Origin of the sequence: Streptomyces sp. ADI96-02 (genome assembly GCF_003846185.1) — a bacterium.
Lineage (GTDB): Bacteria > Actinomycetota > Actinomycetes > Streptomycetales > Streptomycetaceae > Streptomyces.
In genome coordinates this window covers 4,693,482-4,705,417 of the sequence record NZ_ML123034.1, presented here as the reverse complement: position 1 = coordinate 4,705,417, position 11,936 = coordinate 4,693,482, and the positions used below count along the sequence as shown (strand labels likewise).

The 11,936-nt window shown below is 70.3% G+C and carries 11 protein-coding genes and 2 pseudogenes; 3 read left to right on the top strand and 10 right to left on the bottom strand.

The window, feature by feature from the left end; all coding sequences use genetic code 11:
* Positions 1–113 precede the first annotated feature (113 nt).
* A pseudogene (locus EES43_RS20915) lies at positions 114–647 on the bottom strand (hypothetical protein); the annotation flags it as partial.
* A 151-nt stretch (positions 648–798) separates the two neighbouring features.
* Here EES43_RS20915 and EES43_RS20910 point away from each other — a divergent pair.
* The 3 genes from EES43_RS20910 (at position 799) to EES43_RS20900 (ending at position 4,767) form a co-directional block, all read left to right on the top strand.
* The gene (locus tag EES43_RS20910; protein ID WP_124270121.1) at positions 799–2,073 is read left to right on the top strand and encodes a sensor histidine kinase; all 1,275 of its coding nucleotides are present in this window, start codon (positions 799–801) and stop codon (positions 2,071–2,073) included.
* On the top strand, positions 2,070–2,720 hold the full coding sequence (locus EES43_RS20905; RefSeq protein ID WP_124270120.1) for a response regulator: 651 nt from the start codon (positions 2,070–2,072) through the stop codon (positions 2,718–2,720). The genes EES43_RS20910 and EES43_RS20905 overlap by 4 nt, the downstream gene beginning before the upstream one ends.
* Positions 2,721–2,889: 169 nt before the next feature.
* The gene (locus tag EES43_RS20900) at positions 2,890–4,767 is read left to right on the top strand and encodes a glycoside hydrolase family 18 chitinase (RefSeq protein WP_124270119.1); all 1,878 of its coding nucleotides are present in this window, start codon (positions 2,890–2,892) and stop codon (positions 4,765–4,767) included.
* Between the two features lie 188 nt (positions 4,768–4,955).
* Here EES43_RS20900 and EES43_RS20895 read toward each other — a convergent pair whose 3' ends face one another.
* The 9 genes and pseudogenes from EES43_RS20895 to EES43_RS31480 all read right to left on the bottom strand — a co-directional run.
* Positions 4,956–5,402, bottom strand: a complete 447-nt coding sequence (locus tag EES43_RS20895) for a DUF2550 domain-containing protein (protein WP_124272087.1) — start codon at positions 5,400–5,402, stop codon at positions 4,956–4,958.
* Positions 5,403–5,534: 132 nt separating this feature from the next.
* Positions 5,535–5,909, bottom strand: a complete 375-nt coding sequence (locus EES43_RS20890) for a F0F1 ATP synthase subunit epsilon (RefSeq protein ID WP_124270118.1) — start codon at positions 5,907–5,909, stop codon at positions 5,535–5,537.
* Between the two features lie 108 nt (positions 5,910–6,017).
* The gene (gene atpD / locus EES43_RS20885; protein WP_124270117.1) at positions 6,018–7,460 is read right to left on the bottom strand and encodes a F0F1 ATP synthase subunit beta; all 1,443 of its coding nucleotides are present in this window, start codon (positions 7,458–7,460) and stop codon (positions 6,018–6,020) included.
* Positions 7,460–8,377, bottom strand: coding sequence for a F0F1 ATP synthase subunit gamma (locus EES43_RS20880; protein ID WP_124270116.1), 918 nt, complete (start codon positions 8,375–8,377; stop codon positions 7,460–7,462). Before EES43_RS20880 ends, atpD begins: the two co-directional genes overlap by 1 nt.
* 3 nt (positions 8,378–8,380) lie before the next feature.
* The gene (atpA, locus tag EES43_RS20875; protein WP_124270115.1) at positions 8,381–9,952 is read right to left on the bottom strand and encodes a F0F1 ATP synthase subunit alpha; all 1,572 of its coding nucleotides are present in this window, start codon (positions 9,950–9,952) and stop codon (positions 8,381–8,383) included.
* Between the two features lie 149 nt (positions 9,953–10,101).
* Positions 10,102–10,917 carry a F0F1 ATP synthase subunit delta gene (locus EES43_RS20870; protein ID WP_124270114.1) on the bottom strand — a complete coding sequence of 272 codons (816 nt, stop codon included), beginning with the start codon at positions 10,915–10,917 and terminating at the stop codon, positions 10,102–10,104.
* Positions 10,914–11,450: a F0F1 ATP synthase subunit B gene (locus EES43_RS20865; protein WP_124270113.1), complete on the bottom strand. Its 537-nt coding sequence runs from the start codon at positions 11,448–11,450 to the stop codon at positions 10,914–10,916. The genes EES43_RS20870 and EES43_RS20865 overlap by 4 nt, the downstream gene beginning before the upstream one ends.
* Before the next feature lie 41 nt (positions 11,451–11,491).
* Entirely contained in the window at positions 11,492–11,722 is a 231-nt protein-coding gene (atpE, locus tag EES43_RS20860; RefSeq protein WP_007447723.1) for an ATP synthase F0 subunit C, read from the bottom strand.
* Between the two features lie 87 nt (positions 11,723–11,809).
* Positions 11,810–11,936: pseudogene (locus tag EES43_RS31480) on the bottom strand (F0F1 ATP synthase subunit A); the annotation flags it as partial.

Below are 11,936 nucleotides of genomic sequence, written 5' to 3'. Positions count from 1 at the left end.
GTCGGCGGTCTCCCGGTCGGCCGGGCTCCCGGTCGGCGGTCTCCCGGTCGGCCGGGCTCCCGGTCGGCGGTCTCCCGGTCGGCCGGGCTCCCGGGCTCCCGCCCGGCCGGGGTCCTCGGCTCCCGCTTCGGGAACAGCGTGCAGCCCCCGGCGATGAGCAGGTTGACGCCGATCACCCAGAGCATCTTCTGCTGCCACATCAGCAGCGACCCGGTGTCCCCCTCGCCGCCGACGTACCAGACGGCCGCCTGGAGCAGCGCCAGCGCGGTGACGGCCGCCACGATCCAGCGGCCGGCGGTGCGCCACTCGTGGATCACGCGGGCCCTGCCGTACTTCGGCGGCTTCACCGGCGGCGGTCCGCCCGCCCAGCGGTGGGCGACCCGGGCGTCGACCCACTTGACGGTGGAGTGGCCCAGTCCCACGGTGAAGCCGATGTAGACGGCGGCCAGGCCGTGCTTCCAGTCCGGCTCCGCGCCGTTCTTCAGGTCGAGGGCGGTCACCACCAGCAGCACGACCTCCAGCAGCGGCTCGCACAGCAGCACGGCCGCGCCGAGCCTCGGTTTCCGAGCGGCGTACCTCAGGGCGAGTCCTGCGGCCAGCAGCACCCAGAAGGCGACCTCGCAGGCCACGACGAGCAGGGCGATCACGGTATCTCTCCTTCCGTTCCCCTCCAGCGTTCCGCCGATCGGGCGGCGACGCGTCGTCGGCGGTGACGAAACGGGACTGCATCCTTCGATGTAGCCGGGCGTCCCCCTGCGACGGGAGGCCACGGGGCGGCGGCGCGTGTTGGATGGAGGGGTGTTCACCGCGATCCGTCCCCACCGTGCCGATGTGGCCCTGGCGGCTGCCGGGCTGCTCGGGGGCCTGCTGCTGTGGCTCCTGGGCCTGCTCCTCCAGAGCGGCAGGCTCTTCTCGGAGCCGTGGGTCGCGCTCGTCCCGCTGTGCGTGATGGCCGCGATGGAGCTGCTGCGCCGCAGCGCCCCGCGGACGGCCCTGCTCGTCGGCACGGCGGCCCTGGTCGCGGACCAGTTCACCGTGGGCAGTCTCGCCACGGTCCTGATGTTCACGGACATCGTGTACGCGGCCGTGCTGTACGGCACCCCGGGCGCCGCCCGACGGATCCCGGTGGTCTCGCTCCTGATCACCGTCGCGGCCACGATCGGCTTCCTGGCCTGGTTCCGTACGCCCGAGGCGGTGCTGATCGGCGTCGTCACGGGCATGGTCTCCTTCGTCCCGGCCATCACGGGCGTGAGCGTGCGCAACCACCGCACCGCCGCCGAAGCCGCGCTGCTGCGGGCCGACCAGACCGCGCTGCTGGCCGAGATGGACCGGGCGCAGGCGGTGGCCGCCGAGCGGGCCCGGATGGCACGCGAACTGCACGACCTGGTCGCCAACCGCCTCTCCGCCATCGCGATCCACTCCACGGCCGCACTGTCCATCGACGAGCCCGCGACCTCCCGGGGCGCTCTGCGGGTGATCCGGGAGAACAGCGTCGAGGGCCTGGCCGAGATGCGCCGGCTGATCGGGCTGCTGCGGGAGCGGGGCGAGGAGGACGTGCCGAGCGCCGCGCCGACGCTCGCCGGTCTGGACGCGCTCGTCGAGCAGGCCCGTGCCAATGGGTCGTCCAGCGGGCTGGCGCCCGTCCTGGAGGACGCCCGGGAGGAGTCCGGCACGCTTCCCGCGCCGGTCGAGCTGGCCGCGTACCGCATCGTGCAGGAGTCCTTGACCAACGCCCTCAAGCACGCCGGGCCGGGCCCGGTCGTGGTGCGGCTCGCCCGTGCCGAGGGGGTGCTGACGGTCGAGGTGACCAGTGTCCTCGGCGGCCGGTCGGGGCCGACGGCGCCCGGCTCGGGCGCGGGCCTGGTGGGGATGCGCGAGCGGGTGGCGCTGCTGGGCGGGAGCATGACGGCGGGGGCCGAGCCGGACGGCGGCGGCAGCGGCGGCAGCGGCAGCGGCGGCAGCGGCGGCAGCAGCGGCGGCAGCGGCGGCAGCGGCGGCAGCGGCGGCAGCGGTGCGAAGATCTGGCGGGTGCGGGCCGAACTGCCCGTGCGGGAAGGGACGGTGCGGGAATGACGATCCGGGTTCTGGTCGCCGAGGACCAGCCGGCGGTGCGCGCGGGGCTGGTGCTGATCCTGTCCAGCGCGCCGGACGTGGAGGTCGTCGGCGAGGCGGGGGACGGCGAGGAGGCGGTCCGCCTGGCCCGCGAACTCCGCCCGGACCTGGTCCTGATGGACGTGCAGATGCCCCGGTTGGACGGAGTGGCGGCGACCGGGCTGGTGGTGGCCGAACAGCTCGCGGACGTGCTGGTGCTGACCACGTTCGACCTGGACGAGTACGTCTTCGGGGCGCTGCGCGCGGGGGCGGCGGGCTTCCTGCTGAAGAGCGCCGACGCCGGTCAACTGCTGGAGGCGGTACGGACGGTGGCGCGGGGCGAGGGCCTGATCGCACCGGCGGTGACGCGCCGTCTGATCGCGGAGTTCGCCGGTGCGGGGCGCGGGCGTTCCGCACCGGCGGCGGATCCCGCCGTGCTGCGAGCGCTCACCCGGCGCGAGCGTGAGGTGCTGCGGTGCCTGGGCGAGGGGTTGTCGAACGCCGAGATCGCGGGCAGGCTCTCGATGGCCGAGGCGACGGCGAAGACCCACGTCAGCCGCCTGCTGGGCAAGCTGGAGCTGCGCAGCAGGGTGCAGGCGGCCGTGCTGGCACAGGAGTTGGGCGCCTGAGCGGTCACGCGACCTTTGGTCCAGACCTCTTGACGAGTGGTCCAGACCTTCCTAATCTCACCGAACACACACTGCGGTGAGTACGCCGTGCCACAACGTACTCAGGGCGGCGCAGGGTTTGCAGTCCACGAATTACCCCCGTTTGCTGGACCTCACCCGAGGAGCACCGTTGAGCACTGGAACCCCCCTACGCCGGACCAGATTCAGATGGGTCCCCACCCGGACCGGAAGGTCCAAGGCGGTCGCGGGCCTCACCGCCCTGATCCTTCCGCTGGCCGCGATGGTCACACTCGCCTCCCCGGCCTCGGCGGCGGCCTCGGCCACCGCCGCGTACACCAAGAAGTCCGACTGGGGCAGCGGTTTCGAGGGTCAGTGGACGGTGAAGAACACCGGCACCACCGCCCTCTCCTCCTGGACGGTCGAGTGGGACTTCCCCTCGGGCACCGCGGTCGGCTCCGCCTGGGACGCCACCGTCACCGGCTCCGGAACGCACTGGACCGCCAAGAACCTCGGCTGGAACGGATCCATCGCGCCCGGCGCCAGCGTGAGCTTCGGCTTCAACGGCACCGGCACCGGCTCCCCCACCGGATGCAAGCTGAACGGCGCCTCCTGTGACGGCGGCACCGCGCCCGGCGACAGCGCCCCCTCCGCCCCCGGCACCCCGACCACCAGCGAGGTGACCAACACCTCGGTCAAGCTGAACTGGAGCGCCGCGACCGACGACAAGGGCGTCAAGAACTACGACGTGCTGCGCGACGGCGCCAAGGTCGCCACGGTCACCGGAACCACGTACACCAACACCGGTCTGACCGCGGGCACCGACTACTCCTACGCCGTGCAGGCCCGGGACACCATCGACCAGACCGGTCCGGCCTCCGGCTCCGTCTCGGTGCGCACCACCGGTGGCGGCGGCGAGAACCCCGGCCCCGGCGGTGACAAGGTCAACCTCGGCTACTTCACCAACTGGGGCGTCTACGGGCGCAACTACCACGTCAAGAACCTGGTGACGTCCGGCTCCGCCGCGAAGATCACGCACATCAACTACGCCTTCGGCAACGTGCAGAACGGCAAGTGCACCATCGGCGACTCCTACGCCGACTACGACAAGGCGTACACGGCCGACCAGTCCGTCGACGGCGTCGCCGACACCTGGGACCAGCCGCTGCGCGGCAACTTCAACCAGCTGCGCAAGCTCAAGGCCAAGTACCCGCACATCAAGGTCCTCTGGTCGTTCGGCGGCTGGACCTGGTCCGGCGGCTTCCCGCAGGCGGCCCAGAACCCGGCGGCCTTCGCGCAGTCCTGCTACGACCTGGTCGAGGACCCGCGCTGGGCCGACGTCTTCGACGGCATCGACCTCGACTGGGAGTACCCCAACGCCTGCGGTCTGACCTGTGACACCAGCGGCCCGGCCGCACTGAAGAACCTCGCCTCCGCCGTGCGGACGAAGTTCGGCGCCAACAACCTGGTGACCGCCGCCATCACCGCGGACGGCTCGGCCGGCGGCAAGATCGACGCCGCCGACTACGCCGGAGCGGCCCAGTCCATGGACTGGTACAACGTGATGACGTACGACTTCTTCGGCGCGTGGGCGGCCAAGGGCCCGACGGCCCCGCACTCCCCGCTGACCCCGTACACCGGCATCCCGCAGCAGGGCTTCACCTCCGCCGACGCCATCGCCAAGCTGAAGGCCAAGGGCGTCCCGGCCAAGAAGCTGCTGCTCGGCATCGGCTTCTACGGCCGCGGCTGGACCGGCGTCACCCAGGCCGCCCCGGGCGGCACGGCCACCGGAGCGGCGGCGGGCACGTACGAGGCGGGCATCGAGGACTACAAGGTCCTCAAGAACACCTGCCCGGCGACCGGCACCATCGCCGGTACGGCGTACGCGCACTGCGGCACCAACTGGTGGAGCTACGACACCCCGGCCACCATCGGCTCCAAGATGACCTGGGCGAAGAACCAGGGCCTGGGAGGCGCGTTCTTCTGGGAGTTCAGCGGTGACACGGCCAACGGCGAACTGGTGAGCGCCATCAAGACCGGCCTCCAGTAGTCCCGCCGGCGGCCTCCGTGCCGTAGCGGTACGCGACCGCAGCACCGCACCACCCCCGCAGAGCGCCGGGGAGACGGGTCCGCCCCCCGTCTCCCCGGCTTTTCGCTTGGCCGCACGCCGGCCCCGCGGGGAGCCGCGCGAGCAACGCGGGCGGCCGGGAGGGCGCGTGGCCGGGCGGGACGGGCCGCTCAGGCCACGTTCACCCGCTGGCCGGGCGGCGCCGCCTCCAGCCAGGCCAGGAAGCCGGTCAGGGCGTCCTCGCTCATCGCCAGCTCCAGGCGTGTCCCGCGGTGGAGGCAGCCGAGCACGACGGAGTCGGACAGGAGCGCCAGCTCCTCCTCGCCCTCCGGCAGCCGGCGGGCCATCACCTCGATCGCAGAACGCTCCAGGCCCCGGCGGGGGCGAGGAGCGTAGGAGAAGACGCGGAACCAGTCGACGCGGTCGCCGCTGTAGCGGGCGACCCCGTACACCCAGCCCTTGCCGGACGGGTCCGGTTCCTCCGACACGTCCCAGCGCAGGCTGCAGTCGAAGGTCCCACCGGACCGCTGGATCAGCCGCCGGCGCAGACCGAAGACGAACAGGCCCACCAGGACCAGTACAACGACCAGACCGCCCACCCACAACGCGAGGACCATCTCCACCGACCTCCTCGCATCGTCGAGTAACGGATACCGAACGCAATCGCACCTGCATCGCCTCAGCCGCGACACGGCTGGATTGCTCCAGCGCGGGCCGCGGCTGAGTAAAAACATCTGTCCGTGGGGGTGCTAGTGCACCGCCACCGCACGCAGCCGGACGTCGGCGCGCCGCTCGGCGGCGGCATCCGTGTCCGACTTCGCGCGCTCCAGCGCACGCTCGGCGCGCTGGACATCGATCTCGTCCGCCAGCTCGACGATCTCCGCCAGCAGCGACAGCTTGTTGTCCGCGAACGAGAGGAAACCGCCGTGCACAGCGGCGATGACGGTGCCGCCCTCGCTCGTACGGATCGTCACGGGGCCCGATTCCAGCACACCGAGAAGCGGCTGGTGACCGGGCATGACGCCGATGTCGCCGGACGTGGTACGCGCGACGACCAGGGTGGCCTCGCCGGACCAGACACTGCGGTCCGCGGCGACCAGCTCGACATGCAGCTCAGCAGCCAAGGGGGCTCCTCGGGTCACCACCCGGCCGCCCGGCCGGGTGTTGGGTCGATTCTACGGGGCGTGGTGAGGGGGGCGGGACACACCCACCCCCCTCGGTGAGCCTGAGGCTCAGGAGACGCCGAGCTCCTTGGCCTTGGCCTTGAGGTCTTCCAGGCCGCCGCACATGAAGAACGCCTGCTCCGGGAAGTGGTCGTACTCACCGTCGCAGATCGCGTTGAACGCGGCGATCGACTCGTCGAGCGGCACGTCCGAACCGTCCAGGCCGGTGAACTGCTTGGCGGCGTGGGTGTTCTGCGACAGGAAGCGCTCGACACGACGGGCACGGTGGACGACGAGCTTGTCCTCCTCGCCCAGCTCGTCGATACCGAGGATCGCGATGATGTCCTGGAGGTCCTTGTACTTCTGCAGGATTCCCTTGACGCGGCTGGCCGCCTCGTAGTGCTCCTGCGTGATGTAGCGCGGGTCCAGGATGCGGGACGTGGAGTCCAGCGGGTCCACGGCCGGGTAGATGCCCTTCTCGGAGATCGGACGGGAGAGAACCGTCGTCGCGTCGAGGTGGGCGAACGTGGTGGCCGGGGCCGGGTCGGTCAGGTCGTCCGCGGGGACGTAGATCGCCTGCATCGAGGTGATCGAGTGACCGCGCGTCGAGGTGATGCGCTCCTGGAGCACACCCATCTCGTCGGCCAGGGTCGGCTGGTAACCCACCGCGGACGGCATGCGGCCGAGCAGCGTGGAGACCTCGGAGCCGGCCTGCGTGAAGCGGAAGATGTTGTCGATGAAGAGCAGCACGTCCTGCTTCTGCACATCGCGGAAGTACTCCGCCATGGTCAGGGCGGACAGCGCGACCCGCAGACGGGTGCCCGGCGGCTCGTCCATCTGGCCGAAGACCAGCGCGGTCTTCTCCAGGACGCCCGAGTCGGTCATCTCGTCGATGAGGTCGTTGCCCTCACGGGTGCGCTCGCCGACACCGGCGAACACCGACACACCGTCGTGCAGCTTCGCCACACGCATGATCATTTCCTGGATGAGGACCGTCTTGCCGACGCCCGCACCACCGAACAGACCGATCTTGCCGCCCTTGACGTACGGGGTCAGCAGGTCGACGACCTTCAGGCCGGTCTCGAACATCTCGGTCTTCGACTCGAGCTGGTCGAAGGCCGGGGCCTTGCGGTGGATCGGCCAGCGCTCGGTGATCTGCGCCTCGGCCTCCGGCTCGTTCAGGATCTGACCGAGGGTGTTGAACACCTTGCCCTTGGTGATGTCACCGACCGGGACGGTGATGCCCGCGCCCGTGTCGGTCACCGGGGCCTGGCGGACCAGGCCGTCGGTGGGCTGCATCGAGATCGCGCGGACCACGCCGTCGCCCAGGTGCTGGGCGACCTCGAGGGTCAGCGTCTTGCGGGCGCCTTCCTCGGCCGGGTCGGCGACCTCGACGTGGAGGGCGTTGTAGATCTCCGGCATCGCGTCGACGGGGAATTCCACGTCGACGACCGGGCCGATGACCCGGGCGACGCGGCCCGTGGCAGCGGCCGTCTCAACTGTGGTCGTCATTACTTGTCACTCCCCGCGGTCGCGTCGGCCAGGGCACTGGCACCGCCGACGATCTCGCTGATTTCCTGGGTGATTTCGGCCTGGCGGGCCGCGTTGGCAAGCCGGGACAGGCTCTTGATGAGGTCCCCGGCGTTGTCGGTCGCCGACTTCATCGCGCGGCGGCGGGCGGCGTGCTCGGAAGCGGCTGCCTGCAGCAGTGCGTTGTAGATGCGGCTCTCGACGTAGCGCGGCAGAAGGGCGTCGAGGACGTCCTCAGCCGACGGCTCGAACTCGAACAGCGGAAGGATCTCGCCCTTCCGGGTGCTCTCCTCCGCGACCTTGTCGAGCGAAAGCGGCAGCATCCGGTCGTCGATCGCGTTCTGCGTCATCATCGACACGAATTCCGTGTAGACGATGTGCAGCTCGTCGACGCCGCCCTCGGCCGTGTCCTGCTGGATGGCCTCGATCAACGGGGCGGCGACGCGCTTGGCGTCGGCGTACGCCGGGTTGTCGGTGAAGCCGGTCCAGGAGTCCTCGACCTTGCGCTCGCGGAAGCCGTAGTACGCGACACCCTTGCGGCCGACGATGTACGTGTCGACCTCCTTGCCCTCGCCGGCAAGGCGCTCCCGCAGCCGCTCCGCCGCCTTGATGGCGTTGGAGGAGTAGCCGCCGGCCAGACCGCGGTCGCTCGTGACGAGCAGGACCGCGGCGCGGACCGGGGACTCGGCCTCGGTGGTGAGCGGGTGCTTGGCATCGGAGCCGGTCGCCACCGCGGTCACCGCGTGGGTGAGCTCGGTCGCGTACGGCATGGACGCCGCCACCTTGCGCTGCGCCTTGACGATGCGCGAGGCGGCGATCATCTCCATCGCCTTGGTGATCTTCTTGGTCGCGGTGACGGCTTGGATGCGGCGCTTGTAAACGCGAAGCTGAGCGCCCATCGATCAGCCCTCGCCCAGGAGCTTGCCGTCCGAGGTCTCGAACTGCTGCTTGAAGGCCGTGATCGCGTCGGCGATCGACTGCAGCGTGTCGTCGGACATCTTGGCGCCCTCGGCGATGCTGGTCAGGAGGTCCTTGCGCTCGCGGCGCAGGAACTCCAGCAGCTCGCTCTCGAAGCGGCGGATGTCCTCGACCGGGACGTCGTCCATCTTGCCGGTGGTGCCGGCCCAGACGGAGACGACCTGCTCCTCCACCGGGAACGGGGCGTACTGGGGCTGCTTCAGCAGCTCGACCATGCGCTTGCCGCGCTCCAGCGACGCCTTCGAGGCCGCGTCCAGGTCGGAACCGAAGGCGGCGAACGCCTCCAGCTCGCGGTACTGGGCGAGGTCCACGCGGAGCCGGCCGGAGACCTGCCGCATGGCCTTGTGCTGGGCGGAGCCGCCGACGCGGGAGACCGAGATACCGACGTTGAGCGCCGGACGCTGACCCGCGTTGAACAGGTCGGACTCCAGGAAGCACTGGCCGTCGGTGATGGAGATGACGTTGGTCGGGATGAACGCCGACACGTCGTTCGCCTTGGTCTCGACGATCGGGAGGCCCGTCATCGAACCGGCGCCCATCTCGTCGGAGAGCTTGGCGCAGCGCTCCAGCAGACGCGAGTGCAGGTAGAAGACGTCACCCGGGTATGCCTCACGGCCCGGCGGGCGGCGCAGCAGCAGGGACACGGCGCGGTAGGCGTCGGCCTGCTTCGAGAGGTCGTCGAAGATGATCAGGACGTGCTTGCCCTGGTACATCCAGTGCTGGCCGATGGCCGAACCGGTGTACGGCGCCAGGTACTTGAAGCCGGCCGGGTCGGACGCCGGGGCGGCGACGATGGTCGTGTACTCCAGCGCGCCGGCCTCTTCGAGCGCACCACGCACGGAGGCGATGGTGGAACCCTTCTGACCGATGGCGACGTAGATGCAGCGCACCTGCTTGTTCACGTCGCCCGAGCGCCAGTTGTCGCGCTGGTTGATGATCGTGTCGACGGCCAGCGCGGTCTTACCCGTCTGACGGTCGCCGATGATCAGCTGACGCTGGCCGCGGCCGATCGGCACCATGGCGTCGACGGCCTTGTAGCCGGTCTGCATCGGCTCGTGCACCGACTTGCGGACCATGACGCCAGGGGCCTGCAGCTCTAGGGCGCGGCGGCTGTCGGTCGCGATCTCGCCGAGACCGTCGATCGGGTTGCCGAGCGGGTCGACGACGCGGCCGAGGTATCCCTCGCCGACGCCGACGGAGAGCACCTCACCGGTGCGCTGCACCGGCTGGCCCTCCTCGATGCCGCTGAACTCGCCGAGGACGATCGCACCGATCTCGCGCTCCTCGAGGTTGAGGGCGAGACCGAGGGTTCCGTCCTCGAACTTCAGCAGCTCGTTCGCCATGGCGGAGGGCAGGCCCTCCACCTTCGCGATGCCGTCGCCGGCAACGCTGACCGTACCGACCTCCTCGCGCGAGGCCGCGTCCGGCTTGTACGACTGGACAAAGTTCTCCAGCGCGTCCCGGATCTCCTCCGGCCGGATCGTGAGCTCCGCCATCTGGGTTCCCTGCTCTCCTTGTTGGGCCCGAAGTTTCTTAAGGGGGTCTGGGGGCCGACCCCCAGGAATCTTCTGCAATTTCTGCACGGCCCAACCGGGCCGCTGGTCTTGCTCGTTCAGTTGAAACGCACGGTCTCGCGCCGCGTCGATCAGCCGGCCATCCGGCGGGTCGCCTCTTCGAGGCGGTCCGCGACGGTGCCGTTGATGATCTCGTCACCGACGCGCACCGAGATCCCGCCGAGGACCGCGGGGTCCACGTCCAGGTTCAGGTGCATCTGCCGGCCGTAGAGCTTCGCCAGAGCGGCGCCGAGGCGCTGCTTCTGCCGGTCGCTGAGCGGCACCGCCGAGGTGACGACGGCGACCGTGCGGTCGCGGCGCTCCGCGGCGAGCCTGGACAGGGATTCGAGTCCCGCCTCCAGGCTACGTCCACGGGGCTGGGTCACGAGGCGGACGATGATCCGCTCGGTCACCGGCTGCGCCTTGCCGCCGAGCAGGCTGCGCAGCAGCTCGCCCTTGGCGGCGGTGGTGGCCGTGCGGCTGGTCAGCGCGGAACGCAGCTCCGTGTCGGAGCCGACGATCCGGCCGAACCGGAACAGCTCGTCCTCGACGTCGTCGAGAGCGCCGGTGCGCTGGGCCGCGGTGAGGTCGGCGGTGATCGCCAGCTCCTCGACCGAGTCGACCAGGTCGCGCGACTGCGACCAGCGGGAGCGCACGAGCCCGGAGACCAGGTCGACGGTCTCGCCGCCCACCTGGCCGTCGAGCAGGCGCGCGACCAGCGCGGCCTTGCTCTCGCCGCTCTGGGCCGGGTCGGTGAGGACCCGGCGCAGGGAGACCTCGCGGTCGAGAAGCGCGGTGACCGAGGCCAGCTCCTCGGCGAGCTTCGCCGCGTCGACCGACGTGTTGTCGGTCAGCGCGTCGAGACGCTCGCGTGCGGCGGCCAGTGCCTCGCGGCTCGCGCCGTTCATCGGGCGGCCTCGGCCTTCGCCTCGAGCTCGTCGAGGAACCGGTCGACCGTGCCGCTCTGCCGGGCGTGGTCCTGGAGGGACTCGCCCACGAGCTTGCCGGCCAGGTCGGTGGCGAGCTTGCCGACGTCCTGGCGCAGCGCGGCTGCCGCGGCCTTGCGGTCGGCCTCGATCTGGGTGTGGCCGGCGGCGATGATCTCCTCGCGCTGCCGCTGACCTTCCGCCTTCATCTCCTGGATGATGACGGCACCCTGCTCCTGCGCCTCCTGGCGCAGGCGGGCGGCCTCGTGGCGGGCCTCGGCGAGCTGAGCCTTGTACTGCTCAAGAACGCTCTGGGCCTCGGTCTGAGCCGCTTCCGCCTTCTCGATGCCACCTTCGATCGCCTCGCGACGCTCGTCCAAGGCCTTGTTGATGGCCGGGAGGAGCTTCTTGTAGAAGACGAAGAAGACAATGCTGAAGCAGATCAGACCGATGACGATCTCGGGCCAGACCGGAAACAGCGGTGACTGCGGCTCCTCAGCTGCCAGATGCAACATGGTGGACCTTTCGTCGAAAACGTATCGTCAGGTCGCCTGGACTACTTCGGGTAGATGAAGGGGGCGACGAAGCCGATCAGGGCCAGGGCCTCGATGACCGCGAAGCCGAGCAGCATGTTCTGGCGGATGAGGCCGGCCGCCTCGGGCTGGCGGGCGATGGCCTGCACGCCGTTACCGAAGATGATGCCGATGCCGACGCCGGGGCCGATGGCCGCGAGGCCGTAGCCGATGGTGCCGATGTTGCCCGTGACGGCTGCGAGAGTCTCAGACATTGATCTGTGGTTCCTTCTCTTGGTTGGCCGGTGGAGGTTGCGTCCACCGGACGTCTGGGGGGTGTCCGGGTGGTGGTACGGGAGTCCTCAGTGCGCTTCTTCGAGCGCCTGGGACAAGTAGGTGGCGGTCAGCACGGTGAAGACGTACGCCTGGAGCGCCTGGATGAACATCTCGAAGACGGTCAGGGCCAGCGTCACGGCGAACGACGCGGTG

Excerpts from the sequence above, each read along its gene's own strand:
- EES43_RS20905 (WP_124270120.1), top strand. The coding sequence starts at position 2,070 with ATGACGATCCGGGTTCTGGTCGCCGAGGACCAGCCGGCGGTGCGCGCG.
- EES43_RS20895 (WP_124272087.1), bottom strand. The coding sequence starts at position 5,402 with ATGGTCCTCGCGTTGTGGGTGGGCGGTCTGGTCGTTGTACTGGTCCTG.
- atpD (WP_124270117.1), bottom strand. The coding sequence starts at position 7,460 with ATGACGACCACAGTTGAGACGGCCGCTGCCACGGGCCGCGTCGCCCGG.
- EES43_RS20880 (WP_124270116.1), bottom strand. The coding sequence starts at position 8,377 with ATGGGCGCTCAGCTTCGCGTTTACAAGCGCCGCATCCAAGCCGTCACC.
- atpA (WP_124270115.1), bottom strand. The coding sequence starts at position 9,952 with ATGGCGGAGCTCACGATCCGGCCGGAGGAGATCCGGGACGCGCTGGAG.
- EES43_RS20870 (WP_124270114.1), bottom strand. The coding sequence starts at position 10,917 with ATGAACGGCGCGAGCCGCGAGGCACTGGCCGCCGCACGCGAGCGTCTC.
- EES43_RS20865 (WP_124270113.1), bottom strand. The coding sequence starts at position 11,450 with ATGTTGCATCTGGCAGCTGAGGAGCCGCAGTCACCGCTGTTTCCGGTC.
- atpE (WP_007447723.1), bottom strand. The coding sequence starts at position 11,722 with ATGTCTGAGACTCTCGCAGCCGTCACGGGCAACATCGGCACCATCGGC.